At 60.9% G+C, this 24260-nt stretch carries 21 protein-coding genes, 2 tRNA genes and 1 pseudogene; 18 read left to right on the top strand and 6 right to left on the bottom strand.

What is annotated here, in order from left to right; translation table 11 throughout:
- The first annotated feature begins 33 nt into the window (after positions 1-33).
- From P3T25_RS42725 to P3T25_RS42670, 12 genes are all read left to right on the top strand, one after another.
- On the top strand, positions 34-387 hold the full coding sequence (locus P3T25_RS42725; RefSeq protein WP_028200195.1) for a RidA family protein: 354 nt from the start codon (positions 34-36) through the stop codon (positions 385-387).
- An 83-nt stretch (positions 388-470) separates the two neighbouring features.
- Positions 471-2714, top strand: coding sequence for a RelA/SpoT family protein (locus P3T25_RS42720; RefSeq protein ID WP_154559034.1), 2244 nt, complete (start codon positions 471-473; stop codon positions 2712-2714).
- A gap of 150 nt (positions 2715-2864) precedes the next feature.
- A tRNA-Val gene (locus P3T25_RS42715) sits at positions 2865-2941 on the top strand.
- Between the two features lie 251 nt (positions 2942-3192).
- Positions 3193-5100, top strand: coding sequence for a threonine--tRNA ligase (thrS, locus tag P3T25_RS42710; protein WP_154559035.1), 1908 nt, complete (start codon positions 3193-3195; stop codon positions 5098-5100).
- A 49-nt stretch (positions 5101-5149) separates the two neighbouring features.
- Positions 5150-5674, top strand: a complete 525-nt coding sequence (gene infC / locus P3T25_RS42705; RefSeq protein ID WP_074263967.1) for a translation initiation factor IF-3 — start codon at positions 5150-5152, stop codon at positions 5672-5674.
- A 248-nt stretch (positions 5675-5922) separates the two neighbouring features.
- On the top strand, positions 5923-6120 hold the full coding sequence (gene rpmI, locus P3T25_RS42700) for a 50S ribosomal protein L35 (protein WP_097389908.1): 198 nt from the start codon (positions 5923-5925) through the stop codon (positions 6118-6120).
- 29 nt (positions 6121-6149) lie between these two features.
- Complete coding sequence (rplT, locus tag P3T25_RS42695; RefSeq protein ID WP_006052502.1) at positions 6150-6509, top strand: 50S ribosomal protein L20; 360 nt, start codon at positions 6150-6152, stop codon at positions 6507-6509.
- Positions 6510-6666: 157 nt separating this feature from the next.
- A complete protein-coding gene (pheS, locus tag P3T25_RS42690; protein WP_028200200.1) occupies positions 6667-7680 on the top strand; it encodes a phenylalanine--tRNA ligase subunit alpha in 1014 nt (337 codons plus the stop codon).
- A 137-nt stretch (positions 7681-7817) separates the two neighbouring features.
- Positions 7818-10253 (top strand): phenylalanine--tRNA ligase subunit beta, encoded by a 2436-nt coding sequence (pheT, locus tag P3T25_RS42685; RefSeq protein WP_266239549.1) that lies wholly within the window; start codon positions 7818-7820, stop codon positions 10251-10253.
- A gap of 68 nt (positions 10254-10321) precedes the next feature.
- Positions 10322-10732, top strand: coding sequence for an integration host factor subunit alpha (locus tag P3T25_RS42680; protein ID WP_154559037.1), 411 nt, complete (start codon positions 10322-10324; stop codon positions 10730-10732).
- A gap of 46 nt (positions 10733-10778) precedes the next feature.
- Entirely contained in the window at positions 10779-11186 is a 408-nt protein-coding gene (locus P3T25_RS42675) for a MerR family transcriptional regulator (protein ID WP_154559038.1), read from the top strand.
- 63 nt (positions 11187-11249) lie between these two features.
- A tRNA-Pro gene (locus P3T25_RS42670) sits at positions 11250-11326 on the top strand.
- A 311-nt stretch (positions 11327-11637) separates the two neighbouring features.
- Here P3T25_RS42670 and P3T25_RS42665 read toward each other — a convergent pair.
- The 4 genes from P3T25_RS42665 to P3T25_RS42650 form a co-directional block, all read right to left on the bottom strand.
- Positions 11638-11865: a hypothetical protein gene (locus P3T25_RS42665; protein WP_154559039.1), complete on the bottom strand. Its 228-nt coding sequence runs from the start codon at positions 11863-11865 to the stop codon at positions 11638-11640.
- A 644-nt stretch (positions 11866-12509) separates the two neighbouring features.
- Entirely contained in the window at positions 12510-13640 is a 1131-nt protein-coding gene (locus P3T25_RS42660) for an acyl-CoA dehydrogenase family protein (protein WP_429363307.1), read from the bottom strand.
- A 12-nt stretch (positions 13641-13652) separates the two neighbouring features.
- Positions 13653-14861, bottom strand: a complete 1209-nt coding sequence (locus P3T25_RS42655) for an acyl-CoA dehydrogenase family protein (RefSeq protein ID WP_429363305.1) — start codon at positions 14859-14861, stop codon at positions 13653-13655.
- Positions 14862-14952: 91 nt separating this feature from the next.
- Complete coding sequence (locus P3T25_RS42650; RefSeq protein ID WP_429363303.1) at positions 14953-17073, bottom strand: 3-hydroxyacyl-CoA dehydrogenase NAD-binding domain-containing protein; 2121 nt, start codon at positions 17071-17073, stop codon at positions 14953-14955.
- Between the two features lie 141 nt (positions 17074-17214).
- Between P3T25_RS42650 and P3T25_RS42645 the strand changes: the two genes are divergently transcribed.
- Complete coding sequence (locus P3T25_RS42645; protein ID WP_429363301.1) at positions 17215-18123, top strand: LysR family transcriptional regulator; 909 nt, start codon at positions 17215-17217, stop codon at positions 18121-18123.
- Between the two features lie 99 nt (positions 18124-18222).
- Positions 18223-18411: a hypothetical protein gene (locus P3T25_RS42640; protein ID WP_154559044.1), complete on the top strand. Its 189-nt coding sequence runs from the start codon at positions 18223-18225 to the stop codon at positions 18409-18411.
- A 67-nt stretch (positions 18412-18478) separates the two neighbouring features.
- Here the strand turns inward: P3T25_RS42640 and P3T25_RS42635 are convergent, their stop codons facing one another.
- On the bottom strand, positions 18479-19381 hold the full coding sequence (locus P3T25_RS42635; RefSeq protein WP_154559045.1) for a LysR family transcriptional regulator: 903 nt from the start codon (positions 19379-19381) through the stop codon (positions 18479-18481).
- 94 nt (positions 19382-19475) lie between these two features.
- Between P3T25_RS42635 and P3T25_RS42630 the strand changes: the two genes are divergently transcribed.
- The 4 genes from P3T25_RS42630 (at position 19476) to P3T25_RS42615 (ending at position 23847) form a co-directional block, all read left to right on the top strand.
- Complete coding sequence (locus P3T25_RS42630; RefSeq protein WP_171927677.1) at positions 19476-20354, top strand: alpha/beta fold hydrolase; 879 nt, start codon at positions 19476-19478, stop codon at positions 20352-20354.
- 17 nt (positions 20355-20371) lie between these two features.
- Complete coding sequence (gene leuC / locus P3T25_RS42625; protein ID WP_429363298.1) at positions 20372-21790, top strand: 3-isopropylmalate dehydratase large subunit; 1419 nt, start codon at positions 20372-20374, stop codon at positions 21788-21790.
- Positions 21787-22401 carry a 3-isopropylmalate dehydratase small subunit gene (gene leuD / locus P3T25_RS42620; RefSeq protein WP_429363340.1) on the top strand — a complete coding sequence of 205 codons (615 nt, stop codon included), beginning with the start codon at positions 21787-21789 and terminating at the stop codon, positions 22399-22401. The genes leuC and leuD overlap by 4 nt, the downstream gene beginning before the upstream one ends.
- Before the next feature lie 102 nt (positions 22402-22503).
- Complete coding sequence (locus tag P3T25_RS42615; RefSeq protein WP_429363296.1) at positions 22504-23847, top strand: dicarboxylate/amino acid:cation symporter; 1344 nt, start codon at positions 22504-22506, stop codon at positions 23845-23847.
- Positions 23848-23889: 42 nt separating this feature from the next.
- Here the strand turns inward: P3T25_RS42615 and P3T25_RS42610 are convergent.
- Positions 23890-23988: pseudogene (locus tag P3T25_RS42610) on the bottom strand (LuxR C-terminal-related transcriptional regulator); the annotation flags it as partial.
- Between the last annotated feature and the right edge of the window lie 272 nt (positions 23989-24260).

Here is a 24260-nt window from a genome sequence, read left to right as displayed (position 1 = left end):
GCGATCAATTTTCAACCAACCTCAGGATTCTTCATGGCAGTCATTCGTCACCACGTCGGCAAGCGCCTCTCGGAAACTGCTGTGTACAACGGCACCGTGTACCTCGCCGGCCAGATCGCCGAAGACGCGGATCAGGACATCACGGGTCAGACGCGCGAAGTGCTCGGCCACATCGACCGTCTGCTGGAAGAAGTGAACAGCGACAAGTCGCACTTGCTGTCCGTGCAGATCTACATCTCGGACATGGTGCACTTCGCCGGCATGAACGCAGTGTGGGACGAGTGGGTCGCACAAGGCGCCACGCCGCCGCGCGCTACCGTCGAAGCGAAGCTCGCTAACCCGAAGTGCCTCGTCGAAATCGTCGTGGTCGCGGCGCAGCGCGATTGAGCCTGGCTGACCTGGTTTACGCCTGGTCTCGCAGTTGTTGTTGACATTCCGTTGATCCGTCTGGCCCGGTGGGCCGTCGCACCATGACTACCGAAATCGTTACGAGCACGCCAACCCCCATCCCTTCCTTCGACGAAGCGATGGCGTTCGTGCGCGAACATGCGGGCGAAGTGCGGCTCTCATCGGGCGAGTTGCTGGCGGATCATGCGGCGGGTACGGCGTCGATCATGCGCACGCTCAATGTCGATCCGCCGGCTGTGCTGGCAGCGGCCTTGTTTGCCCTGACGCCGCATCTGCAAGACCCGGAACGCGTGATCGCCGATAACTTCGGCGAAGAAGTCGCGCAACTGGTGGGCGACGTGCGCAAGTTGCTGCGCCTGGGGACGGTGAGCTTGCGCGCCGCGCAGAATGCGATGCCCGAAGCCGGGCGCGATGCGCAGGCCGCGCGCCGCGCGCAGGTCGAGGCGCTGCGCAAGATGCTGCTCGCGTTCGCGCAGGACATTCGCGTCGTGCTGATACGGCTCGCGTCGCGCTTGCAATCGCTGCGTTATTACGCGGCGGCGAAAATCACGCCTTCGCCCGACGTCGCGCGTGAAACGCTCGATATTTACGCGCCGCTCGCCAACCGGCTCGGCATCTGGCAACTGAAATGGGAGCTTGAGGATCTCGCGCTCCGCTTCGAAGAGCCGGTCACGTACAAGCGCATCGCCAAGCTGCTCGACGAGAAGCGCGTCGAGCGCGAGAGCTATGTTGCGCAGGCAATCGAGCGGCTGCAGCAGGAACTGGCTGCGGCGAATGTTCAGGCTGAAGTCAGCGGCCGGCCAAAACACATTTACAGCATCTGGCGCAAGATGCACGGCAAGGAGCTGGACTTCGCCGAACTGTACGATGTGCGCGCGTTTCGCGTCATCGTGCAGGACATCAAGGATTGCTACACCGTGCTCGGCATCGTGCACAACCTGTGGCAGCCGGTGCCGAAAGAGTTCGACGACTACATCTCGCGCCCGAAGCCTAACGGCTATAAATCGCTGCACACGGTCGTGATCGGCGACGACGGTCGCGCGTTCGAAGTACAGATCCGCACGCAGGAAATGCATCAGTTCGCCGAGTATGGCGTGGCGGCGCACTGGCGTTATAAGGAAGCGGGCACGCGTGGCTACGGCGGCCAGTTCAGCGCCAATGAGAAGTACGACGAGAAGATCGCGTGGTTGCGTCAACTGCTCGCGTGGAAAGACGACGTCTCCGAAGGCGAGCACGGCGAGAAGCGCGCCGCGCAGCCGTGGGAGCAATTGCGCCAGGCTACGCTCGACGACGACCACATCTACGTGCTCACGCCGCAAGCACGCGTGATTCCGCTGCCGCACGGCGCCACACCGGTGGACTTCGCGTATCACCTGCATAGCGAGCTGGGGCATCGCTGCCGTGGTGCGCGTGTCGACGGCGCGATGGTGCCGCTCAACACGGCGTTGCAGAACGGCCAGACGGTCGAGATCGTCGCGGTGAAAGAGGGCGGTCCGTCGCGTGACTGGCTCAACCCGCAACTCGGGTATCTGCAGAGCCATCGGGCGCGGCAGAAAGTGCGCGCGTGGTTCAACGCGGTCGAAGTGCAGGAGCACATCTCGAGCGGCCGTGCGATGGTCGAAAAGACCCTGCAGCGCGAGGGCAAGACGTCGGTCAATCTCGATCAGCTCGCCGCCAAGCTCGGCTTCAAGACCACCGACGATCTGTTCTCGGTGGTCGGTAAGGAAGAATTTAGTCTGCGGCTCGTCGAGCAGGCGCTGCACGATGCGCCGCCGCCCGAGCCGGTAGTCGAAGCGCCGGAACAGTTCGAGAAGCGCAGTAGCGGCGCGAGCGTCGCCCGCGGGGCTTCCACGGGTGTACTCGTGGTCGGCGTCGACGCGTTGCTTACGCAACTCGCGCGCTGTTGCCGTCCCGCACCGCCCGACGACATCAGCGGCTTCGTCACGCGCGGCAAGGGTATGTCGATCCACCGCAGCGATTGTCCGACCTTCGTGCGCATGGCCGATCGCGCACCCGAGCGTGTGTTGCAAACCGCGTGGTCGGCGGATGTCATGAGCGGCCGCGGGCAGTCGGTCTATCCCGTCGACCTCAGCATCGAGGCCACAGATCGGCAGGGTTTGCTGCGCGATATCTCCGAAGTTTTCGCGCGCGAGAAGATGAATGTGATCGGCGTGAAAACGCAGTCGCGTCGCAATGCGGCGTTCATGCAATTTACTGTCGAAGTATCGAGCGCCGCGCAAATTCAGCGCGCGTGTACGTTGCTCGGTGAAGTAATCGGCGTGGTGCGCGCTTCACGCAAGAGTTGATGCGCGCACGCGGCGGACGGTGCCTGTGGGTGCCTGCAGGTGCCCGGCAGGCATCGGTTCGATGTGCCCGCGCGCATGAGTAGAAATTTAAAGTCGGTGCATAAAAGTACTTGCCAAGCGGTGTGGGGCTCCATATAATCTCGTTTCTTCAGGCTCGTAGCTCAGCTGGTTAGAGCACCACCTTGACATGGTGGGGGTCGTTGGTTCGAGTCCAATCGAGCCTACCAACGAAAGAGAAATTCCGGTTTTACCGGGGTTTCGCAAACTGCAGTAAGCGCTTCGGCGCAAAAGGCAAATACGGTTATGGCACCGCGAACGTTGACCGAAACTACTTCGGAGCGACGCTAGTCGAGGACCACTTTCGCCACTGTAGTTAGCAGGAAATGTGAATGCGGCCCCTCGAAAGTGGGGCCGCATTTTTTTTGGTTTTTTGACCTGGTTGTATGTGCCGCCGCCGGTCGGCACCACGGAGAACGCAATGGTTTCGATACGTCTGCCTGACGGTTCTGTTCGACAGTACGAGCATCCGGTGACCGTCGCCGAAGTGGCCGCATCGATCGGCCCCGGCCTCGCGAAAGCTGCGCTCGGCGGCAAGATCGACGGTGAACTCGTCGATACGTCCACGCTGATCGATCACGACGTGGCGCTTGCCATCGTCACCGAGAAAGACGCCGACGGCCTCGACATCATTCGTCACTCCACGGCGCACTTGCTCGCGTACGCGGTGAAGGATCTGTTCCCGGAAGCACAGGTTACGATCGGTCCCGTCATCGACAACGGGTTCTATTACGACTTCGCGTATAGCCGTCCTTTCACGCCGGAAGATCTCGAGAAGATCGAAAAGCGCATGCAGGAACTCGCGAAGAAAGACGAGCCGGTCTCGCGCCGTGTGGTCTCGCGCGACGAAGCCGTGGACTACTTCAAGAGCATCGGCGAAAAGTACAAGGCCGAGATCATCGAATCGATTCCGGCCACCGACGAAATCAAGCTGTACTCGCACGGCGGCTTCACGGATCTGTGCCGCGGCCCGCACGTGCCGTCCACCGGCAAGCTGAAGGTTTTCAAGCTGATGAAGCTTGCGGGCGCTTACTGGCGCGGCGACTCGAAGAACGAGCAACTGCAGCGTATCTATGGCACGGCCTGGACGAAGAAGGAAGACCAGGAAGCGTATCTGCACATGCTTGAAGAGGCGGAAAAGCGCGATCACCGCAAGCTCGGCAAACAACTCGACCTGTTCCACATGCAGGACGAGTCGCCGGGCATGGTGTTCTGGCATCCGCGTGGCTGGACGCTGTGGCAGCAGGTCGAGCAGTACATGCGCCGGCGCGTGAACGACGCCGGCTACCTCGAAATCAAGACGCCGATGATCATGGACCGCTCGCTCTGGGAAGCGTCGGGCCACTGGCAGAACTATCGTGAAAACATGTTCACGACGGAATCGGAAAAGCGCGACTACGCGATCAAGCCGATGAACTGCCCGGGTCACGTGCAGGTGTTCAACCACGGTCTGCGCTCGTATCGCGATCTGCCGCTGCGTTACGCGGAATTCGGCTCGTGTCACCGCAACGAATCGTCGGGCGCGCTGCATGGTCTGATGCGCGTGCGTGGCTTCGTGCAGGACGACGCGCACATTTTCTGTACCGAAGACCAGTTCATCAGCGAATCGATCGCGTTCAACACGCTGGCGATGAGCGTCTACAAGGACTTCGGCTTCGACAATGTCGAGATCAAGCTGTCGCTGCGCCCGGATGCTCGCGCCGGCACGGATGAGACATGGGATCGCGCGGAGCAGGGCCTGCGTGAGGCGCTGACGGCGTGCGGCGTGACGTGGGAAGAGTTGGCGGGCGAGGGCGCGTTCTACGGCCCGAAGGTGGAGTACCACATCAAGGACGCGCTCGGCCGCTCGTGGCAGTGCGGCACGTTGCAGCTCGATATGGTGCTGCCGGAGCGTCTGGGCGCCGAATACGTCGCCGAAGACAATAGCCGCCGCCGCCCGATCATGCTGCACCGGGCAATCGTCGGATCAATGGAGCGTTTCCTCGGCATTCTGATCGAGCACCATGCTGGTGCAATGCCGTCGTGGCTCGCGCCGATGCAGGTTGTGGTGATGAATATCGCCGAAAGTCAGACCGAATATGCGCAGTCGCTAGCCCAATCGTTGCAAAAACAAGGGGTTAGAGTAGAGGCCGATTTGCGCAACGAGAAGATTAGCTATAAAATACGGGAGCACACGCTGGAAAAGGTGCCGTACCTGCTTGTGGTCGGCGACAAAGAGCGTGAAGCCCAAACGGTAGCCGTGCGTGCCCGTGGTGGTGTCGATCTGGGTGTGATGCCTCTCGATACCTTCATTGAGCGTCTGCGCCAGGATGTGCAGTCGTTCAACTGAGCCACTTGGCAGCCCGGCTCGTTTTTTTAATTTTTAGAGGAAACGTAACATCGCTACTGATAAGTCTGCGCACCGCATCAACGGTGAAATTACAGCACCCGAGGTGCGTCTGGTCGGAGTCGAGAACGAACCGCTCGGCATCGTGAAACTCGCTGATGCGTTCCGCATGTCGGAACAGCAGGATGTGGATCTGGTTGAAATCGCTCCGCAAGCGGTTCCTCCGGTCTGCCGTTTGATGGACTACGGCAAGTTCAAGTACTCGGAAGCGAAGAAGCAACACGAGGCCAAGCTCAAGCAGAAGATCGTCCAGGTCAAGGAAGTCAAATTCCGCCCGGGCACCGATGACGGCGACTACAACGTCAAGCTGCGCAACCTCATCCGCTTCCTCGACGACGGCGACAAGACGAAAATCACGTTGCGTTTCCGTGGCCGCGAAATGGCTCACCAGGAAATCGGTATGCGCATGCTCGAGCGCCTGCGCACGGACCTCGACGAAGTCGGTCAGGTCGAGCAGATGCCGAAAATGGAAGGGCGCCAGATGATCATGGTGCTCGCGCCGAAGAAAAAGAAGTAAGCCGCTGGAGCAGCGGCGCACCGTGTGGTGCGCGCTCCGGTTGTGAAAGATTGAAACGATGCTGTGCCGGGTGTCCGGTGCGGGATCGGCAGGTTTCGGAACGGCGCATGTGCAAATGTGCGCCGCTTCCTGAAAAGCGGCTGCCGGCAGTAACGGCGGTCTGCATACCAAGTGGAATGGGTTTCGAAGGGCGGGTAATGGCCATCTGGCCGACCGCACACCCATATCCATCTAATAATGGAGTTGTCATGCCGAAGATGAAGACCAAGAAGAGTGCTGCAAAGCGCTTCGTGGTGCGTCCGGGCGGTACCGTCAAGCGCGGTCAAGCCTTCAAGCGCCACATTCTTACCAAGAAGACCACCAAGAACAAACGCCATTTGCGCGGTTCGACGTCAGTTCATGAAGCAGATATGAACTCCGTGCGCGCAATGCTGCCGTTCGCTTAACCCTTAACCGACACTCATAGGAGCAAGATATGCCTCGAGTAAAACGTGGGGTTACCGCACGGGCCCGTCACAAGAAGATCATCAAGCTGGCCAAGGGTTACCGCGGCCGTCGCAATAACGTCTATCGCATCGCCAAGCAGGCGGTCATGCGCGCAGGCCAATACGCCTACCGCGATCGCCGCAACAAGAAGCGTGTGTTCCGTGCATTGTGGATCACGCGTATCAACGCGGCGGTGCGTCAGCACGACATGACGTACAGCGTGTTCATCAACGGCCTGAAGAAGGCTTCGATCGAACTCGACCGCAAGGTGCTGGCCGACATGGCTGTGTTCGACAAGGCTGCTTTTGCTGCGATCGTTCAGCAGGTGAAAGCCGCCGTTGCAGCCTGATTGCGCTTTGGGCAATTAAACTGCGTGGTTCGTTGCAGCGAACATCCGGTAGTCTCGGTGACGCTGCAGCAAAAACGGGGCTCCTCACCGAGCCCCGTTTTTGTTGGTCGAACCAGTTTTGCATCGATTGAACACTGACGTTGAAATGATGGGATCAATGGATCTGGACCAGATTGTCGCCGACGCGCAAAAAGCCTTCGCAGAAGCCTCCGACGTCACCACCCTCGAGAACGAGAAAGCGCGCTTTCTCGGCAAATCGGGTGCGTTGACCGAGCTATTGAAGGGCCTTGGCAAACTCGATCCCGAAACGCGCAAGACCGAAGGCGCACGGATCAACCTCGTCAAGCAACAAGTGGAGGCCGCGTTGACGGCCCGCCGTCAGGCGCTCGCCGACGCGTTGCTGAACCAGCGCCTCGCCGCTGAAGCCATTGACGTCACGTTGCCCGGCCGCGGCACCGGCGCAGGTAGTCTGCACCCGGTGATGCGCACATGGGAGCGCGTCGAACAGATTTTCCGTACGATTGGATTCGATGTGGCCGACGGCCCCGAGATCGAAACCGACTGGTACAACTTTACCTCGCTGAACAGCCCGGAAAACCACCCGGCGCGTTCGATGCAGGACACCTTCTACGTCGACGGCAAAGATGCCGACGGCCGTCAACTGCTGCTGCGCACGCACACCAGCCCGATGCAGGTGCGCTACGCGCGCACCAACACGCCGCCGATCAAGGTGATCGTGCCGGGCCGCACGTATCGTGTGGACAGCGATGCAACGCATTCGCCGATGTTCAACCAGGTCGAAGGCCTGTGGATCGACGAGAACATCAGCTTCGCGGACCTGAAGGGCGTCTACTCCGATTTCCTCAAGAAATTCTTCGAGCGCGACGATATTCAGGTGCGCTTCCGTCCGTCGTACTTCCCGTTCACCGAACCGTCGGCTGAGATCGACATGCTGTTCGAAACGGGCAAGAACGCCGGCAAGTGGCTCGAAATTTCGGGTTCCGGCCAGGTTCACCCCACGGTGATCCGCAACATGGGCCTCGACCCCGAGCGCTACATCGGTTTTGCTTTCGGCAGCGGCCTTGAGCGGCTCACAATGTTGCGTTACGGCGTGCAAGACCTGCGTCTGTTCTTCGAAAACGACCTGCGTTTCCTGCGTCAATTCGCGTGAACCGGCGCGTACGAACGCGACAAGCATAGAGCGCGGCACTGCACGCAGTGCCGCAGCAGCGTCCCCGGCAGAGTCCAGTGAATCAATGGGCCGCCTGCCGGACGTGGACCTAACCTGATCAGAACGTACACAGAACCATGCAATTCCCGGAATCCTGGCTGAGAACCTTTGTCGATCCGCAACTGACGACCGATGAGCTGTCGCACGCGTTGACGATGGCGGGTCTCGAAGTCGAAGACCTGCGGCCGGCCGCGCCGCCGACCTCGAAGATCGTCGTCGGCCAGGTGCTGGAAGTCGTCAAGCACCCGGACGCGGACAAGCTCAACGTGTGTCAGGTCGACGCCGGCACGGGCGCGACGCTGAACATCGTGTGCGGTGCGCCGAATGTCGCGCCGGGCATCAAGGTGCCGGTCGCGCTGGTCGGCGCGCAACTGCCGCCGGCCGAAGAGGGTGGCACGCCGTTCGCGATCAAGCTCTCGAAGCTGCGCGGCGTGGAAAGCCAGGGCATGCTGTGCTCGGCACGCGAACTGAAGCTCTCGGAAGATCATAGCGGTCTGATGATCCTGCCGGAAGCTACGCCGATCGGCCAGGACATCCGCGAAACGCTCAATCTCGACGACACGGTTTTCGAAATCAAGCTGACGCCGAATAAGGCGGACTGCCTGTCGGTGTTCGGCGTGGCGCGCGAAACGTCGGCCATCACCGGCGCGCCGCTGCGTCCGCTCGAGATCAAGCCAGTCGAAGTCAAGTTGAACGAAACGTTGCCCGTCAAAATTTCGGCACCCGATCTGTGCGGCCGCTTCTCGGGTCGCGTGATTCGCGGCGTGAATGCGCGCGCGAAGTCGCCGCAATGGATGGTGCAGCGTCTCGAGCGTTCGGGTCAGCGCAGCATTTCCGCGCTCGTCGATATCTCGAACTATGTGATGCTCGAACTCGGCCGTCCGTCGCACGTGTTCGATCTGGACAAGATCCACGGCAGCATGGACGTGCGTTGGGGCCGCAAGGGCGAAACGCTCAAGCTGCTGAATGGCAACACCGTTGAACTCGATGAAACCGTCGGCGTGATCGCAGACGAACAGCACATCGAAAGCCTCGCCGGCATCATGGGCGGCGACAGCACGGCCGTCACGCTCGACACCACCAACATCTATCTCGAAGCCGCGTTCTGGTGGCCGGATAGCATTCGTGGCCGCTCGCGCAAGTACAACTTCTCGACCGATGCAGGCCATCGTTTCGAACGTGGCGTCGATTACGCGACCACCGTCGAACACATCGAACGCATCACGCAATTGATCCTCGATATCTGCGGCGGCGAAGCCGGCCCGGTCGACGATCAGATCGTCAACGTGCCGAAGCGTGAGCCGGTGAAGATGCGGGTCTCGCGTGCGAACCGCATCATCGGCATCAAGATCGACGCGGACGAAATTGCGCAGATCTTCACGCGCCTCGGCCTCACGTTCGAACGCGACGGCGATACGTTCTCAGTGATCCCGCCGTCGTACCGCTTCGATATCGAAATCGAAGAAGACCTGATCGAAGAAGTCGCGCGCATCTACGGCTTCGAAAAGATCCCCGCACGTCCGCCGGTCGCGACCAGCGAAATGCTGCCGACCAACGAAACGCAGCGCTCGATTCACGTGATCCGTCACGCGCTCGCCGCGCGCGATTACGCGGAGACGGTCAACTTCAGCTTTGTGGATGCCGAGTGGGAGTCGGACTTCGCCGGCAACGACAAGCCTGTTCGTCTGTTGAATCCGATTGCGAGCCAGTTGTCGGTCATGCGCACCACGCTGTTCGGCAGCCTGATCAACGTTCTGCGCACGAACCTGAACCGCCGCGCGGCCGATCGCGTGCGCGTGTTCGAAGCCGGCCGCGTGTTCCTGCACGATCCGTCGATCAAGGCAGGCGAATTGACCGTCGAAGGTTTTGCCCAGCCGAAGATGTTCGGTGGCCTCGCCTACGGTCCCGCGCTCGAAGAGCAGTGGGGCGCGCAAACGCGCACGGTCGACTACTTCGACGTGAAGGGCGATCTTGAAGCCGTGCTCGCGCCGGCCGTGGCGAGCTTCGTGAAAGCGGAGCATCCGGCATTGCATCCGGGCCGCAGCGCGCGTATTGAACTGAATGGCCGCGCAGTGGGCTGGATTGGTGAATTGCATCCGCGCTGGATGCAGAAATATGATTTGCCGCATGCGCCGATTCTGTTTGAAATCGAAGCGGAAGCATTAATGCAGCGCGTATTGCCGACTCCAGCGGATGTGTCTAAATTCCCGCCGGTGCGTCGCGATATCGCGGTGGTCGTCGATCAGAAAATCGAGGTGCAGGCGCTGCTGGACGAGCTCCAGAAGGCTCAGTCCGAAGAGGCTTGCAAGACTGTTCAGAAGGTTGTGCTTTTCGACGAATTCCGTCCAAAATCAAACACTTCCGGTGGTTTGGCTGCTCACGAGAAAAGCCTTGCGTTCCGTGTGACCTTGCAAGATACTGGCGGGACCCTTCAGGATGAAACGGTCGATCTGGCCATTCAAACTCTGGTGGAACGTCTGGCTCGAGTATATGGCGCACGGTTGCGTGGATAACCCGCATTTAACATTTGCACGGCATTTTTCGCAACCTCCGTTTCTGCTTGGCGCGCCATTTGATAGATATGAATGAAATGAACTCGAGTGATTTCGAAGCCCTTCTTACGGCGCAACGCAGCGCCATGATTCGCGAAATTCCGACATCACCCGCGGCCGTTTCCAGCGAAACGCCGACGCTTACCAAGGCTGAACTTGCCGAGTTGCTGTTCGACAATGTCGGGCTCAACAAGCGGGAAGCGAAAGACATGGTCGAAGCATTCTTCGAGGTGATCCGCGATGCGCTGGAGAGTGGCGATAGCGTGAAGCTGTCGGGGTTCGGCAACTTCCAGTTGCGCGACAAACCCCAGCGTCCCGGCAGAAACCCGAAGACCGGCGAGGCGATTCCGATCGCCGCGCGCCGCGTTGTGACGTTCCATGCGAGTCAAAAGCTGAAAGCGTTGGTCGAGAACGGCGCTGAGGCGAGCTTCGCGCGCTGATCGACTGGCGCGTCCCTGCGCAACCCACCACGACGGCTAACTGACGATGACAGCGACGATCGAAAAAGTCGTCTTGCCTCCGATTCCGGCGAAGCGCTACTTCACGATTGGTGAGGTCAGCGAACTATGCGGCGTGAAACCGCATGTGCTGCGCTATTGGGAACAGGAGTTCACGCAGTTGAGGCCGGTCAAGCGGCGCGGCAATCGCCGGTACTACCAGCATCATGAGGTGCTGTTGATCCGGCGGATTCGCGAGTTGCTGTACGAGCAGGGCTTCACGATCAACGGGGCACGCAATCGGCTCGATTCGCATGGCGGTGGCGCGCAGGGTGCGCCGGCTGATCTGGTCGAGGAGGGCGAGGGCGCGGCGGTGCCGGCCGCAGCAACGGCTGCGGTAGATGTGGAGCAGTTGCGCAAGGAATTGCTGCATGTGATCGACTTGTTGGGTCACTAGTTTTCTTTGTTAGCGCAGAGCGGTTCTAATCGATTGAAGTGTCTGTTATAATTTTTAGCTGTTCGGGGCGTAGCGCAGCCTGGTAGCGTACCTGCATGGGGTGCAGGTGGTCGGAGGTTCAAATCCTCTCGCCCCGACCAAAGAAATCAAGGCCTTATGGATGCACGTCCATAAGGCCTTTTTCTATTCTGACGTTCGCTACCGTCTGGTTACCGGATCGTCATGAACTCGAGACTGGCATTGCGCAACATCGAAAAGGATTGGAAGGTGCCGCCTATCGCCTATCGCCTATCGCCTGGCGGCAAGCCGTCAACCAGTTCGACGAGCGGTTCACCCGCGCCACAAGCTGAGATTTTTTATAACGACCTCAGCACACAGAAATCCTGACACATCCAGTCACTGCAACAGCGCGGGTAGTTTTTCAGCCTGCCCGTGAATGCCGCCGACGATGTCATAGTTCATCGTTTCCCGTGCGCGTTCTTTTTATCGCGGTCACCCCACCCAATTGCGCATAGCAAATCCGAAACGCGGCGTCCATGTCGTAAATACCCGCCCCGCAATTGATTTGTATCAGCCCGGGCCAGATCAGAAAATCAGCGATCGCGGCACTGCGCCTTGTTCTCATCTTTGCAACGTTTTCGGCGCTCGCTTCTATCTCGCGGATAAACACAGCGATCACGCGCCCACTGCATCAAAAGCACTGTGTAGAGCGTTCCAGGCGACCGGTCTGGTGCCACCGGTTTCACTCAGGCGCGTTACAAGATTGAAACGATTTGTGACGGTATAGAGCATTTAAACAGTCACGGCACCTCGGCATTCAAATGCACGCCTTGGTTAGTTCAAGGATGGCTCGCTTTTTGCGTTGACACACTACAGACCATCAAGACACTGCATCAAGCGAATTCAATACAGCTGCACAAGCAGCAAAAAGACAATATACGAACGGGGGAAAACGATGGAATTCTTACTTGGCTTTGGAGTGGGGGGATCCTTTGGCGCGTGCCTTGGTCTGCTGGTCGCAGTAATGCTTCGAGCAAGCAAGGACGACGCCTTGGAGACACGGTTCACTGAGCCGGACGGAGCAGCGCTGCGCAAAGCCTGCAGAGTCGCCGAATGACAGTCGAGTTCTCTTCGGAGAACAGGCACGAGGCCGGTCATTCTGAAACGACAACATCTGCTTGGACTGTCACATGGCGGTGACCGCGCGGATGTGATGGAGGACGCTCGGAGGTCGGGCGGGAGTCGTTGGCAAACGGACGAGGGCAGCGCCGCTGGCAAACCATCACAGCGGCGCTGATTCGAAGAAAGCCTGCAAACCAGCTCTCACCCTCTGCCGAGCGCGATAAACCGCTCGAGATGATGATCCTCATCCCCCAACTGATGGTCGATCATCACAAGCCGCTTCGCATAGTGAGCCATCGGCAACTCCCACGTCATGCCGATACCGCCATGCAACTGAATACATTCCTCGGCGACCATCGTCCCTATCCTGCCGATGCTGTATTTTGCCGCTGACACCGCGCGTTCCCGCACGGTGCGCTCAGCGCCAAGCGCGGCCGCGGCATTGATCACCGCCGATCGCGCCTGCTCGATCTCGAGCAGCAGATCCGCCATCCGATGTTGCAACGCCTGGAAGCTGCCGATTGGTACGCCGAACTGCTTGCGCGTGCGCAGGTATTCGAGCGTGTAGTCTTTCGCGACATCCATCGCGCCGACCGCTTCGGAACACAACGCAAGCACGCCACAACTGATCGCGTACTCGAGCGTCGCGAAGCCTTCTCCGGCCGCGCCGAGCACCGCATCGTTTGCGAGCGTGACGTTGTCGAACGTGACCTCGGCCGCGCGGCCGCCGTCGATCTTGCGATAGCCATGCACGCTGACACCCGAGGCGTCGCGCGGGACGAGAAAGAGCGTGATGCCGGCTTCGGCGTCGTCGGCACCTGCGGTACGTGCGGAGACCAGGAAAAGGGAAGCGTTTTCGCCGTGTTGAACCACCGCCTTCGCGCCGTTCAACTGCCATGCGTCGCCAGCACGGTGGGCACGTGTTGTGACGCGCGACAGCTCGTAGTGGCCGTCCGGCTCGCCATGCGCGAGCGCAACGATTCGGGATCCGTCGATCAATTCGCCAAGCGCGGCCTTTTGCGTTTCATTGCCGCCACGCGCGATCGCCTGGCCGACGATCAGCGTATCGAGAAACGGCTCGACCACGAGGCCGCGACCCAGGCTCTCGAATACGACGGCGATATCGAAGCCGCCGCCGCCAAACCCACCCTGCGCCTCATCGAACAACGCGCCGATAATGCCGAGTTCCGCGAAACGATTCCACAGGTCGGCGCTGAAACCTTCGGGCGAGCCTGCAATTCGGTCACGCGTTTCGAAGGCGTATTGCTCGGTGACAAAACGGTTGAGCGTATCCGCCAGCATGCGGCGGTCTTCGGTGTGCTGGAAATTCATGAAGTGCGCCCCTTACAGTCCCAGGATCATTTTGGAAATGATGTTCTTCTGGATTTCGTTGGAGCCGCCGAAGATCGACAGCTTGCGGTTGTTGAAGTAGAGCGAGGCAGCGCTTGCGGCTTCGTCCGGACCGACGGGCGTACCCTCGAAGCCATCGTGCAAGGCTTCCTCGACGAACGGCTGCGCATACGGTCCCATCGCACGGCGCGTGAGCGAAGAGATCTCCTGGCGGATCTCAGTGCCGCGAATCTTCAGCATCGAACTCTCGGCGCCCGGCACGCCGCCGCCGGCCACCGCCGCGATCACTCGCAGATTGGTGGTCTTCATGTTCTCCAGATCGATCTCGACTCGCGCCATGCGTGCCGCAAACGACGGATCTTCCGCAAGCGGCCGGCCGTTGCGCTGCTGCTTCGCGGCGATCTTGCGCAGCCGGTTAAATGCGGCGACTGAGAAGCCGACGCCCGCGATATTGGTGCGCTCATACGTGAGCAGGTATTTGGCGTAGGTCCAGCCCTTGTTCTCTTCGCCCACGAGGTTCTCAACCGGTACACGCACATCCGTGAAGAAGACTTCGTTGACTTCGTGCTCGCCATCGAGCGTGATGATCGGCCGCACTTCGACGCCTGGCGTATTCATGTCGATCAGCAGGAAGCTGATGCCTTCCTGCTTGCGCACGTCGGTGGCAGAGCGCACGAGGCAGAAGATCATGTTCGCGTAGTGGCCGAGCGTGGTCCACGTCTTCTGGCCGTTGACGATGTAGTGCTCACCTTGCGCATCGCTGCCGCGTACCGCGGTGGTCTTGACCGACGCGAGGTCCGAGCCCGCGCCCGGTTCCGAATAGCCTTGGCACCACCAGTCCGAACCATCGAGAATGCGCGGCAACCAGTGGCGCTTTTGCGCTTCGTTGCCGTACTTGATCAACACCGGGCCGAGCATGTTGACGCCGAAGGGCACGACGCGCGGTGCGCCCGCCAATGCGCATTCATTCTCGAAGATAAATTTCTGCACGGCATTCCAGCCCGGGCCGCCGTACTCCTTCGGCCAATGATTGGCGAGCCAGCCTTGTGCGTTGAGAATCGCGTGCCACTCAGCCATGTCGTCGCGCGTGAGGCGGCGGCCGCCGTGTACTTTGTCGGCGAGACGTTGTGGGAGTTTGTCGCGCAAAAAACGCTGCACGTCAGTGCGAAAAGCCTCTTCTTCAGGCGTGAAGTTCAGATCCATAGCGGGTTCTTCCCTAGATATTTACCGGACCGGCGGATGGGCGGGTAGGTGGGCCCCTACCGGTCGAGAATGCTCCAAATAACGTGCGGTCTCAAGCTGACTGATTGAGGCTCGCAAAATCCGCGCCGCGCTCGACCAGTTCGACCAGCAGCGGCGACGCTCGCCAGAACAGCGGGTCTTCTTTGGCGAATTCGCGAATGTCCGCGAGAACCGTGGCGAGGCCCACCGTATCGGCGTATTTCATCGGACCGCCGCGATAGCGCGGAAAGCCGTAGCCATAGAGGAAGGTCACGTCGACATCGAGTGGCCGCAGCGCGATGCCTTCGTGCACGACATTGGCGCCTTCGTTGATCATCGCGGCCATGTAGCGGCGCACGATTTCTTCGTCGGTGAACGTGCGCGGCGTGATGCCGGCGCGCTCGCGTTCGGCGTCGATGATGGCCTCGACTTCAGGGTCGGGTGCGCCGCTGCGCGAACCTTCGGGGTACAGATAAAACCCACGACCGGTTTTCTGGCCGAACCAGCCGCGTTCGCAAAGACGGTCGGCGATCTGCACGTAGCGCGCGTTGGGGTTGCGTGTGGCCGCGCGCCGCTTTCGCGCAGCCCAACCGATGTCGCCGCCTGCCAGATCGACCACCTGGAACGGGCCCATCGGGAAGCCGAATGCACGCACTGCCGCGTCAATCTGATACGGCGACGCACCGTCTTCCATCATGGCGTCGGCCGCGTTGCGATACACCGCCAGCACGCGATTGCCGATGAAGCCGTCGCACACGCCAGCACGCACCGGCGTCTTGCGCAGCTTCTTCGCAAGTTCGAACGCCGTCGCGACCACGTCGGCGCTGACCTGCTTCGGCACCACCACTTCCAGCAGTTTCATGATGTTGGCGGGGGAGAAGAAGTGCAGGCCGATCACATCCGCAGGACGGGAAATACTGGCCGCAATCGCATCGATGTCGAGATACGACGTGTTGGTGGCGAGCACCGCGCCCGCTTTGCAGACACGATCGAGTTCGGCGAACACGGCTTTTTTCACCGACAGGTCTTCAAATACCGCTTCGATCACCAGATCGGCGTCGGCGAGTGCATCGTATGAAGTGCTGCCTTGCCAGCGTGTCATCACGTCGGTTTTCTTTTCCGCGCTCATGCGGCCTTTGGCGATCATCCCGTCGTAGACCTTTTCGATGTGCGCGCGGCCGCGCGCGAGCGACGCGTCGTCGCGTTCGATCATCGTCACCGGCAGGCCGGCATCGAGCACGGCGACGGCAATGCCCGCGCCCATCGTACCGCCGCCCACCACGCCGATCTTATTCAGCGTGCGTGGTTTCGCATCGCGTGTTTCCGGGGCCTTGAGCACTTCGCGTTCGGCAAAGAACGCGTGAATCAGGCCGGCACGCTGCGGGCTGTCGATGCATTCCAGGAACAGTTTGCGTTCGAGCCGCAGGCCTTCTTCGAAAGGCTGTTCGATGGCGGCTTCCACGGCATCGACGATTTTTAGCGGGGAGAACAGGCCGCGCGATTTCTTCGCCGTTTCCGCGCGCGCCGCGGCGACGGCGGCGAGGCTTGCTGCGCGGTCGCTTAGCGCAGCGGCATCGCGCGTGCGGCGCACTGGCGCATGAGCGGCCAGCAGTTCCTGTGCGTAGGCGAGTCCTTCAGCGAGGATGTCGTCGCTGCTGCCGAGCCGGTCGATGAGGCCAAGCGCGAGTGCTTCTTTCGCGCCGGCGTGGCGGCCGCTCAGGATCAGGTCGAGCGCGGCCTGCGCGCCGATCAGGCGCGGCGTACGCTGTGTGCCGCCTGCGCCCGGCAGCAGGCCGAGTTGCACTTCGGGCAAACCGAGCTTCGCGCCGTTCACGGCGAGACGGTAGTGCGCCGCGAGCGCCACCTCCAGGCCACCGCCGAGCGCGGCGCCGTGAATGGCGGCCACCACCGGCTTCGCACACGCTTCGATACGGTTGCATACATCCGGCAGCGACGGCGGCACCGGCGGCTTGCCGAACTCGCGGATGTCCGCGCCCGCGATGAAGTTGCGTCCGGCGCCGACGATCAGCACGGCTTCGACGGCCTTGTCGGCATCCGCGGCTTCGATGGCGGCGAGCAGGCCGCGCCGCACGTCGGCGGATAAGGCGTTGACCGGTGCGTGGTCGATGGTCACCAGCAGGACTTTGCCGCGCAATTCGCGCGTCACAACGTCGGCGGAAGGGTTGAGGGTCATCGTGTCGTCTCCTGATTGATATCGGGGCAGATCTGGCATACCGGGCCTGGCGAATTCTCCGATTGTGGGTTGGTCAAGGTTTATTGACAATTACATAGGCGGTTGACAGACTGTCAAAGATACTTTGACAAAGGCTATGCCATGGACGTCAATTCGCTGACCTTGCTGGTCGATATCCTTGATGCGGGCAACCTGAGCGAGGCCGCGCGCCGGCTGAAGATGAGCCGCGCGAATGTGAGTTACCACCTGAACCAGTTGGAGCGCTCGATCGGGCTGCAACTGGTCAGGCGCACCACGCGCCGGGTCGAAGCGACTGAAATCGGTCTGCAGTTATACGAGCATGGCCGCACCATTCAGAATGCGCTGCTGGCCGCGCGCGAATCGGTCACCACGCTCGGGCAGAGCTTGCAGGGGCGGGTGCGGTTGAGTGTGCCGAGCGGTTATGGGCAACTGGTGATGTCGGATTGGCTGATCGCGTTCAAGCGTCTGTATCCGGGCATCGTGCTGGACGTGATGTTCGAGAATCGGGTCGAGGATCTGATGCGCGACGAGGTCGACATCGCGGTTCGGGTGATGTCGGAGCCGCCGCAGAATCTCGTCGCACGTGACATGGGGTCGGTGCGATATGTTGCGTGTGCGTCGCCGGATTTTGCCGAAAGCCGCGGCATGCCGGTGCGTCTCGACGATTTGCGCACTGCGCCGTTGATTACGGCGGCGGTGGTCGGCAGGCAGTTGCGGGTGGCGGCTTATTTGCGCGACGAACGCCACGAAGTGCTGCTGGAGCCGACGATTATTTCCGAGAACTTCCTGTTCTTGCGCCAGGCGGTGCTGGCCGGTCTGGGCGTCGGCCTGGTGCCCGACTACGTGGTGCAGGACGACCTGCGCCGCGGGGACGTGGTGACGGCGCTCGATGAATGGTGTCTAAGCATCTTCGGTACGAACATGTACTTGCTCTATATGCCGAATCGGCATCACACGCGGGCGGCGGCGAGTTTTATCGAGTTCATCCTGGAGCAGGCGCACGGAAGCGGCAGAGGGGTGGCCGCTTGAGTCGCAATGAAGCACCGGTGCCTCACTCGCGGGTATGCTTAACAAAACGGCGAGATAGCCGTGCATCTGGCAGCACATCAAACTTCAGGGGAGACGGAGATGAAATGGGCAATCGCATGTCTAGCTCTGCTTGCAATCGCCATTGTCATTGTGTTGGTCTCGCGTCTCCCGAGTGAGGATGCCATTCGTCTGGCAGGCTACGCGGCCACTGCGGCCTTCGCCGCATTGGTCAGCTTCCTGATCCGCTGGCGAGCAAATCGCGCCCAGCGAAACAAACGCGTCGGCTGAACACGCACGCCGGGTATTCGTCCGACCCGCGTGATCGCCCTGCAGCGCCCGGCTCACCGCACGCGTGCTAAGCCGATCGAACACTCGCTTGCAGTTCGTCGCCGAGAAAGTCGATGAACGTCCTGAGTTTCGCCGACAGCCGATGCCGCTCCAGATAGATCGCGTGAATGTCCGCGTTCGGCAGCGCCCAGTCCGTGAGCAACGGCACCAGCTCGCCACGTTGCAAGTGGCGGGAAATCTCCCATGCGGAGCGCACGGCAATACCGCGCCCATCGAGCGCCCACTTCAGCACGGCGCTGCCGTCGTTGCTGCTCAACGGACCATCCACCTTCACCGTCTCCGACTTCTTGCCGCGCGCAAAATGCCAGGTGCCGTACGCCGATTCGTTTTCGCGTAAGACGAGGCACGCATGGTGCGTCAAATCGTGTGGCATGGCCGGTGCGCCATGCCGTTTCACGTAGCCCGGTGCGGCACACACCAGCCGCTGGTTTTTCAGCAGCAAACGCGCATTGATACGTGCATCCGGCACCTCGCCAAAGCGAATGCCCAAGTCGAAGCCTTCTTCCTGCAAGCTGACCGGCCGGTCAGTGAGATGCAACTGAATTTTCATCGATGGAAAACGCTCGCTGAACCGTGAAATGGCCGGCGCGACGTGCGCGCGGCCGAAACCGAACGACGCGTTCACGCGCAAAAGCCCAGTCGGCTCGGCGCGGCTGCTGGTGACCAGTTGCTCCAGTTCAGCGAGGTCGTCGAGGATACGCGAGCCGTTCGCCAGATAGATCTCGCCCTCGGCGGTGAGGCTCAGGCGGCGGGTGGTCCGGTTGACGAGACGCACGCCCAGGCGCTTTTCGAGTTGCGCGAGACGCTTGCTGATCGACGGCGGCGTCACGCCGAGCTCACGCGCTGCGGCCGCCAGATTGCGGTGGCGCGCCACCAGCGCGAACAGATTCAGGTCGGAAAAACCATCCATCGATTCGTTCCCAAAAGTTAATTCCGGATTGCACTAATAGAAACCATATCTCTGCAGGCATCAATTAGACTGCATTCAGATACGGGAGGCAACGATGTTTAGAGGTTTCACCGACGCGTCGATCCACGTCGACGGCATCCAGATCCACGCAATCCGTGGCGGCAACGGCCCGGCCTTACTGCTGCTGCACGGCCATCCGCAGACCCATGCGATCTGGCATAAGGTTGCGCCCACGCTGGCGCAGTACTTCACGGTCATTGCTGCGGATCTGCGCGGCTACGGCGACAGCGGCAAGCCGCAAGGCGAGCCCGACCACAGCAACTATTCGAAACGCCGCATGGCCGCGGATCAGGTTTCGTTGATGCGCGCCCAGGGCTTCACACAATTTGCCGTGGTCGGCCACGACCGGGGTGGACGCGTTGCGGCTCGTATGGCGCTCGATCATCCGCAAGCCGTGACGAAGCTGGTCACGCTGGACGTCGCACCGACACTCGCCATGTACGAGCAAACGTCGTTCGAGTTTGCGCGCGCTTACTGGCACTGGTTTTTTCTCGTGCGTCCCGCGCCGTTTCCCGAAACGCTGATTCGCGCCGATCCCGATCTCTATCTGAAGCAGACCATAGGTGCACGCAGCGCCGGGCTGGCACCGTTCATCGATGCCGCCTATGCCGAGTATTTGCGCTGTCTGTCGGACCCTGCCACCGCGCACGGCATCTGCGAGGACTACCGCGCGAGCATCACGATCGATCTCGATCACGACCGTGCGTCGCTTGCCGAAGGGCAGAAGATCGAATGCGATTTCCTCGCGTTGTGGGGCGCGCAGGGCGTCATCGAGCAATGTTTCGAGCCGCTCGCCGAATGGCGTCAGTGGTCGGCGCACGTGAGCGGCGAGGCTTTGCCGTGCGGCCACTATATTCCCGAGGAAGCGCCCGAGTTGTTACTCGAACGCGTCCTGCCGTTCTTGCAGTCCTAGTCGCCGGTCGGCCCATCATGTCAAAACGAACCCTTTACCAGAAGCTCGTCGATTCGCACGTCGTCACGCGTATCGACGAACAAAACGTGCTGCTGTATGTCGATCTGCATCTGATGAACGAATACACCAGTCCACAGGCGTTCAGCGTGCTCGCGGCGAAAGCGCGGCCCGTGCGTCGTCCGCGGCAGCAGTTGGCGGTGGTCAGCCACATCATTCCAACGCATGCGGAGTCGCCGCGCGTGATTCGCGATGCCGCTTCCCTGTTGCAGGCGAATAATCTCGCACGCAACTGCGAGCAGGCCGGTATCGAACTGCATGCGGCGAATGATCCCCTGCAAGGCATCGAACATATCGTCGCGCCAGAACGCGGTTTGATTCGCCCAGGCATGGTCGTGCTATGCGGCGATAGTCACACGACTACGTACGGTGCGCTCGGTGCATTGGGCTTCGGCATCGGCACCTCGGAGGTCGAGCACGTGCTTGCCACGCAAACACTGGTCTATCGCGTCGCGCAAACCATGCGTATCACGATCGACGGGGTGTTGCCCTACGGCACATCGTCGAAGGATGTGATTCTGTGGATCATCAGCCGCATCGGCGCACAGGGCGCGCGTGGTTACGCGGTGGAGTTCGCAGGCTCGACGATCGCCTCGCTGTCTGCGGAAGCGCGCATGACCTTGTGCAACATGACCGTCGAAGCGGGCGCGCGAGCGGCGTTGATCGCACCCGATGCGACCACGTTCGACTATGTCCGCGCGCATGCAACATCACTGGACGATGCCGCATGGGCTGCTGCCATGAACGACTGGCGCGAACTGAAATCGGACGCCGGTGCGAGTTTCGATGCCGAACATCATTTCGAGGCACACGATATCGCGCCGTTCGTCACATGGGGCACGAGCCCCGATCAGGCGATCGCAGTCGATCAGCGCATTCCCAGTGCGGCTGCGCAAAAAACACCGGAGGCTGCCGCCGCACTGCGTCGCGCGCTCGACTATATCGGGCTCGATGCGGACCAACCGATTGCGGGCACGCCGATCGATCGCGTGTTCATCGGCTCGTGCACCAATGGACGTATCGAAGATCTGCGCGTGGTCGCTGCGATTGTGCGAGGGCGCCACGTCGCGCAAGGGGTGCGCGCGATGGTCGTGCCGGGCTCGGGCAGTGTGCGCCGCCAGGCCGAGGCCGAGGGCATTGCGGCGCTGCTGCGCGATGCCGGTTTCGAATGGCGTGAGCCGGGCTGTTCGATGTGTCTCGCGATGAACGACGACATTCTCGCGGTAGGCGAGCGCTGCGCATCCACGACCAACCGCAACTTCGAAGGACGTCAGGGGCGCGGCAGCCGCACCCATCTGATGAGCCCGGCGATGGCCGCTGCCGCTGCACTCACCGGGCGCATCACCGACGTCCGCACGCTGGAGACGCAATCATGCTGACGAGACTCACCGAAATCGACGGAAATGCCGCGCCATTGCCGATCGAAAACCTCGACACCGATCAGATCATGCCGAAGCAGTTTCTTCGCATCATCGACAAGGCCGGACTGAGCGAGGGCTTGCTGTATGACTTGCGTTTCGATGCAGAAGGCGAGCCGCGCCCGGGTTGCGTGTTGAATCAGACGGCGTATCGCGGCGCACGCATCCTGATTGGGGGATCGAATTTCGGCTGCGGCTCGAGTCGTGAACATGCTGTGTGGGGGCTGCAGCAATTCGGTTTCGAAGCCGTGATCGCGCCGAGTTTCGCGGAGATTTTCTATTCGAACGCGATGAATAACCGCTTGCTGCTGGTGCAGCTGGATCGCGAAGCAGTCGACGTTCTAATGCAAGACGCGGCGACACATCCGGCTGCACGATTGCATATCGACATCGAGCAGCAGACGGTGACGACGGTCACCGGCCGCACGTTTACGTTCCCGCTCGGCGCGCGTCACAAACAGATGGTGATCGAGGGCATGGACACCATCGATATCACGCTCGCTTCACTCCCCGCGATTGACGCGTTCGAGAGTACCCATTTCGAACGGCATCCCTGGGCCGCCGTGCTGTAAATCCCCTGGCGGCACTTGCGCCGCCTTTCAACCGAAACGCGTGTGACCGATTCCCCGGCAGAAGGGAAGGGACGCGCTTTGCCTTTTAAAAACGGAGGAGACATGAAGCGCAAACCGCTTTATAAGGTGCTGTACGTGCAGGTGATCGTGGCGATCGTTGTCGGTGTGATCGTGGGCCATTTCCTGCCGGCGGACGCGGTGGCGATGAAGCCGCTCGGCGACGCTTTCATCAAACTCGTTCGCATGATCATCAGCCCCGTGATCTTCTGCACCGTCGTGACCGGCATCGCCAGCATGCACGACATGCGCAAGGTCGGCCGCGTGGGTGGCAAAGCACTGCTGTATTTCGAAGTGGTGTCGACGCTCGCGCTCGCCATCGGTTTGCTGGCCGCGCACGTGCTGAAACCCGGGGTGGGCTTTAACGTCGATCCCACTACACTCGACGCAGGCGCAATATCCAGTTACGCCGCACAAGCCGCGCACGGTGGGGGGCTGGCGGGTTTCTTCATGCACATCATCCCGGAGACGTTCGTCGGCGCGTTCACGCAGGGCGATATTCTGCCGGTGCTCCTGATTGCCATGTTGTTCGGCACGGCGCTCGCGGTGATGGGCGAACCAGCGAAACCCGTCATCGGTTTGATCGAACTGCTGTCGAAAACTTTCTTCCGTATCGTGCGCATGATTACGAGCCTCGCGCCAATCGGCGCGTTCGGCGCCATCGCGTTCACGATCGGCAAATATGGCATCGTCTCCTTGCTGCCGATGATGAAACTGATCGGTACGTTCTATCTGACCGCATTCCTGTTCGTCTCGTGCGGACTCGGCCTGATTGCACGGGCATGCGGTTTCAGCTTGTGGCGCTTCGTCGTGTACATCAAGGACGAGCTGCTGATCGTGCTCGGCACGTCGACATCCGAAGCAGCGTTGCCGCAGTTGATGGAGAAGCTCGAACGGCTCGGGTGCTCACGCGGGATCGTCGGGCTGGTCGTGCCGACGGGCTACTCGTTCAACCTCGACGGCACCAATATCTACATGACGCTCGCGGTGCTATTTCTCGCCCAGGCCACGAATACCCATTTGACGATTGCTCAGGAGATCACGTTGCTGGCGGTGACGATGCTGACGTCGAAAGGTTCGACCGGCGTTACAGGGGCCGGCTTTATCACGCTGGCCGCGAGTCTTTCGGTCGTGCCGACCGTGCCGGTGACGGCGATGGTGCTGATTCTCGGCATCGACCGTTTCATGTCCGAGTGCCGCGCGCTGACCAATACGATGGGCAACGGTGTGGCATCGATCGTGATTGCGGCGTGGGAGAAGGAGCTAGATCGCGACAAGCTGAAGGTGGCGTTGGCGAGACCTGTTGTCACGTCCGGCACGGTTGCGGCAGAGGAGGGCGAGGCCGTCGTGGGTCGCCTGCCCGAACGTGAAACGCAACGCTCGATGTGACTGCGCCGCCGTGATCGCCTCATGTCCATGCAACAACCCGCGGCGTGAACTCAGGCCAAGCTTCGCGAATGCGCGCTTGGCGTAAGTTTCAACCGTCGATTCCTTGACACCCATCGCCTCTGCGATCGACAGCGTCGTCATCCCCTTGACGAAGGCCGAGCCACACGTAGTGCGGAGTGGGAGCTGATGAGTCCTTTGTCACTAACGCTGAATGTGCGAGAGCACGGATTCCAGATGCACCACTACCCGTAGCAGACCACGGGACCCGCTTAGCATTAGCGGTTTGAGCCGCTTTCTCTTGCTTACTTCTCTTTGCGGCGGTGTATAGACCGGGGACATGGTTGACAGACGTGCGGGGACATCATTGACACTTTATGGTCAGTGATTTTCGCTCCTCAGGTCAAGGGTGAGGA

Source organism: Paraburkholderia sp. GAS32, from assembly GCF_050434225.1.
Lineage (GTDB): Bacteria > Pseudomonadota > Gammaproteobacteria > Burkholderiales > Burkholderiaceae > Paraburkholderia > Paraburkholderia madseniana.
This window is presented reverse-complemented; position numbering and strand designations above follow the sequence as displayed.

Bases quoted from the DNA above. Each gene is read 5' to 3' on its own strand.
- thrS (WP_154559035.1), top strand. From the start codon at position 3,193: ATGGTTTCGATACGTCTGCCTGACGGTTCTGTTCGACAGTACGAGCAT.
- P3T25_RS42655 (WP_429363305.1), bottom strand. From the start codon at position 14,861: ATGGATCTGAACTTCACGCCTGAAGAAGAGGCTTTTCGCACTGACGTG.
- P3T25_RS42635 (WP_154559045.1), bottom strand. From the start codon at position 19,381: ATGGATGGTTTTTCCGACCTGAATCTGTTCGCGCTGGTGGCGCGCCAC.
- P3T25_RS42680 (WP_154559037.1), top strand. From the start codon at position 10,322: ATGAATGAAATGAACTCGAGTGATTTCGAAGCCCTTCTTACGGCGCAA.
- P3T25_RS42645 (WP_429363301.1), top strand. From the start codon at position 17,215: ATGGACGTCAATTCGCTGACCTTGCTGGTCGATATCCTTGATGCGGGC.
- rplT (WP_006052502.1), top strand. From the start codon at position 6,150: ATGCCTCGAGTAAAACGTGGGGTTACCGCACGGGCCCGTCACAAGAAG.
- pheT (WP_266239549.1), top strand. From the start codon at position 7,818: ATGCAATTCCCGGAATCCTGGCTGAGAACCTTTGTCGATCCGCAACTG.
- P3T25_RS42720 (WP_154559034.1), top strand. From the start codon at position 471: ATGACTACCGAAATCGTTACGAGCACGCCAACCCCCATCCCTTCCTTC.
- P3T25_RS42660 (WP_429363307.1), bottom strand. From the start codon at position 13,640: ATGAATTTCCAGCACACCGAAGACCGCCGCATGCTGGCGGATACGCTC.
- P3T25_RS42675 (WP_154559038.1), top strand. From the start codon at position 10,779: ATGACAGCGACGATCGAAAAAGTCGTCTTGCCTCCGATTCCGGCGAAG.
- P3T25_RS42630 (WP_171927677.1), top strand. From the start codon at position 19,476: ATGTTTAGAGGTTTCACCGACGCGTCGATCCACGTCGACGGCATCCAG.
- leuC (WP_429363298.1), top strand. From the start codon at position 20,372: ATGTCAAAACGAACCCTTTACCAGAAGCTCGTCGATTCGCACGTCGTC.
- pheS (WP_028200200.1), top strand. From the start codon at position 6,667: ATGGATCTGGACCAGATTGTCGCCGACGCGCAAAAAGCCTTCGCAGAA.
- P3T25_RS42615 (WP_429363296.1), top strand. From the start codon at position 22,504: ATGAAGCGCAAACCGCTTTATAAGGTGCTGTACGTGCAGGTGATCGTG.
- rpmI (WP_097389908.1), top strand. From the start codon at position 5,923: ATGCCGAAGATGAAGACCAAGAAGAGTGCTGCAAAGCGCTTCGTGGTG.
- P3T25_RS42640 (WP_154559044.1), top strand. From the start codon at position 18,223: ATGAAATGGGCAATCGCATGTCTAGCTCTGCTTGCAATCGCCATTGTC.
- P3T25_RS42650 (WP_429363303.1), bottom strand. From the start codon at position 17,073: ATGACCCTCAACCCTTCCGCCGACGTTGTGACGCGCGAATTGCGCGGC.
- P3T25_RS42725 (WP_028200195.1), top strand. From the start codon at position 34: ATGGCAGTCATTCGTCACCACGTCGGCAAGCGCCTCTCGGAAACTGCT.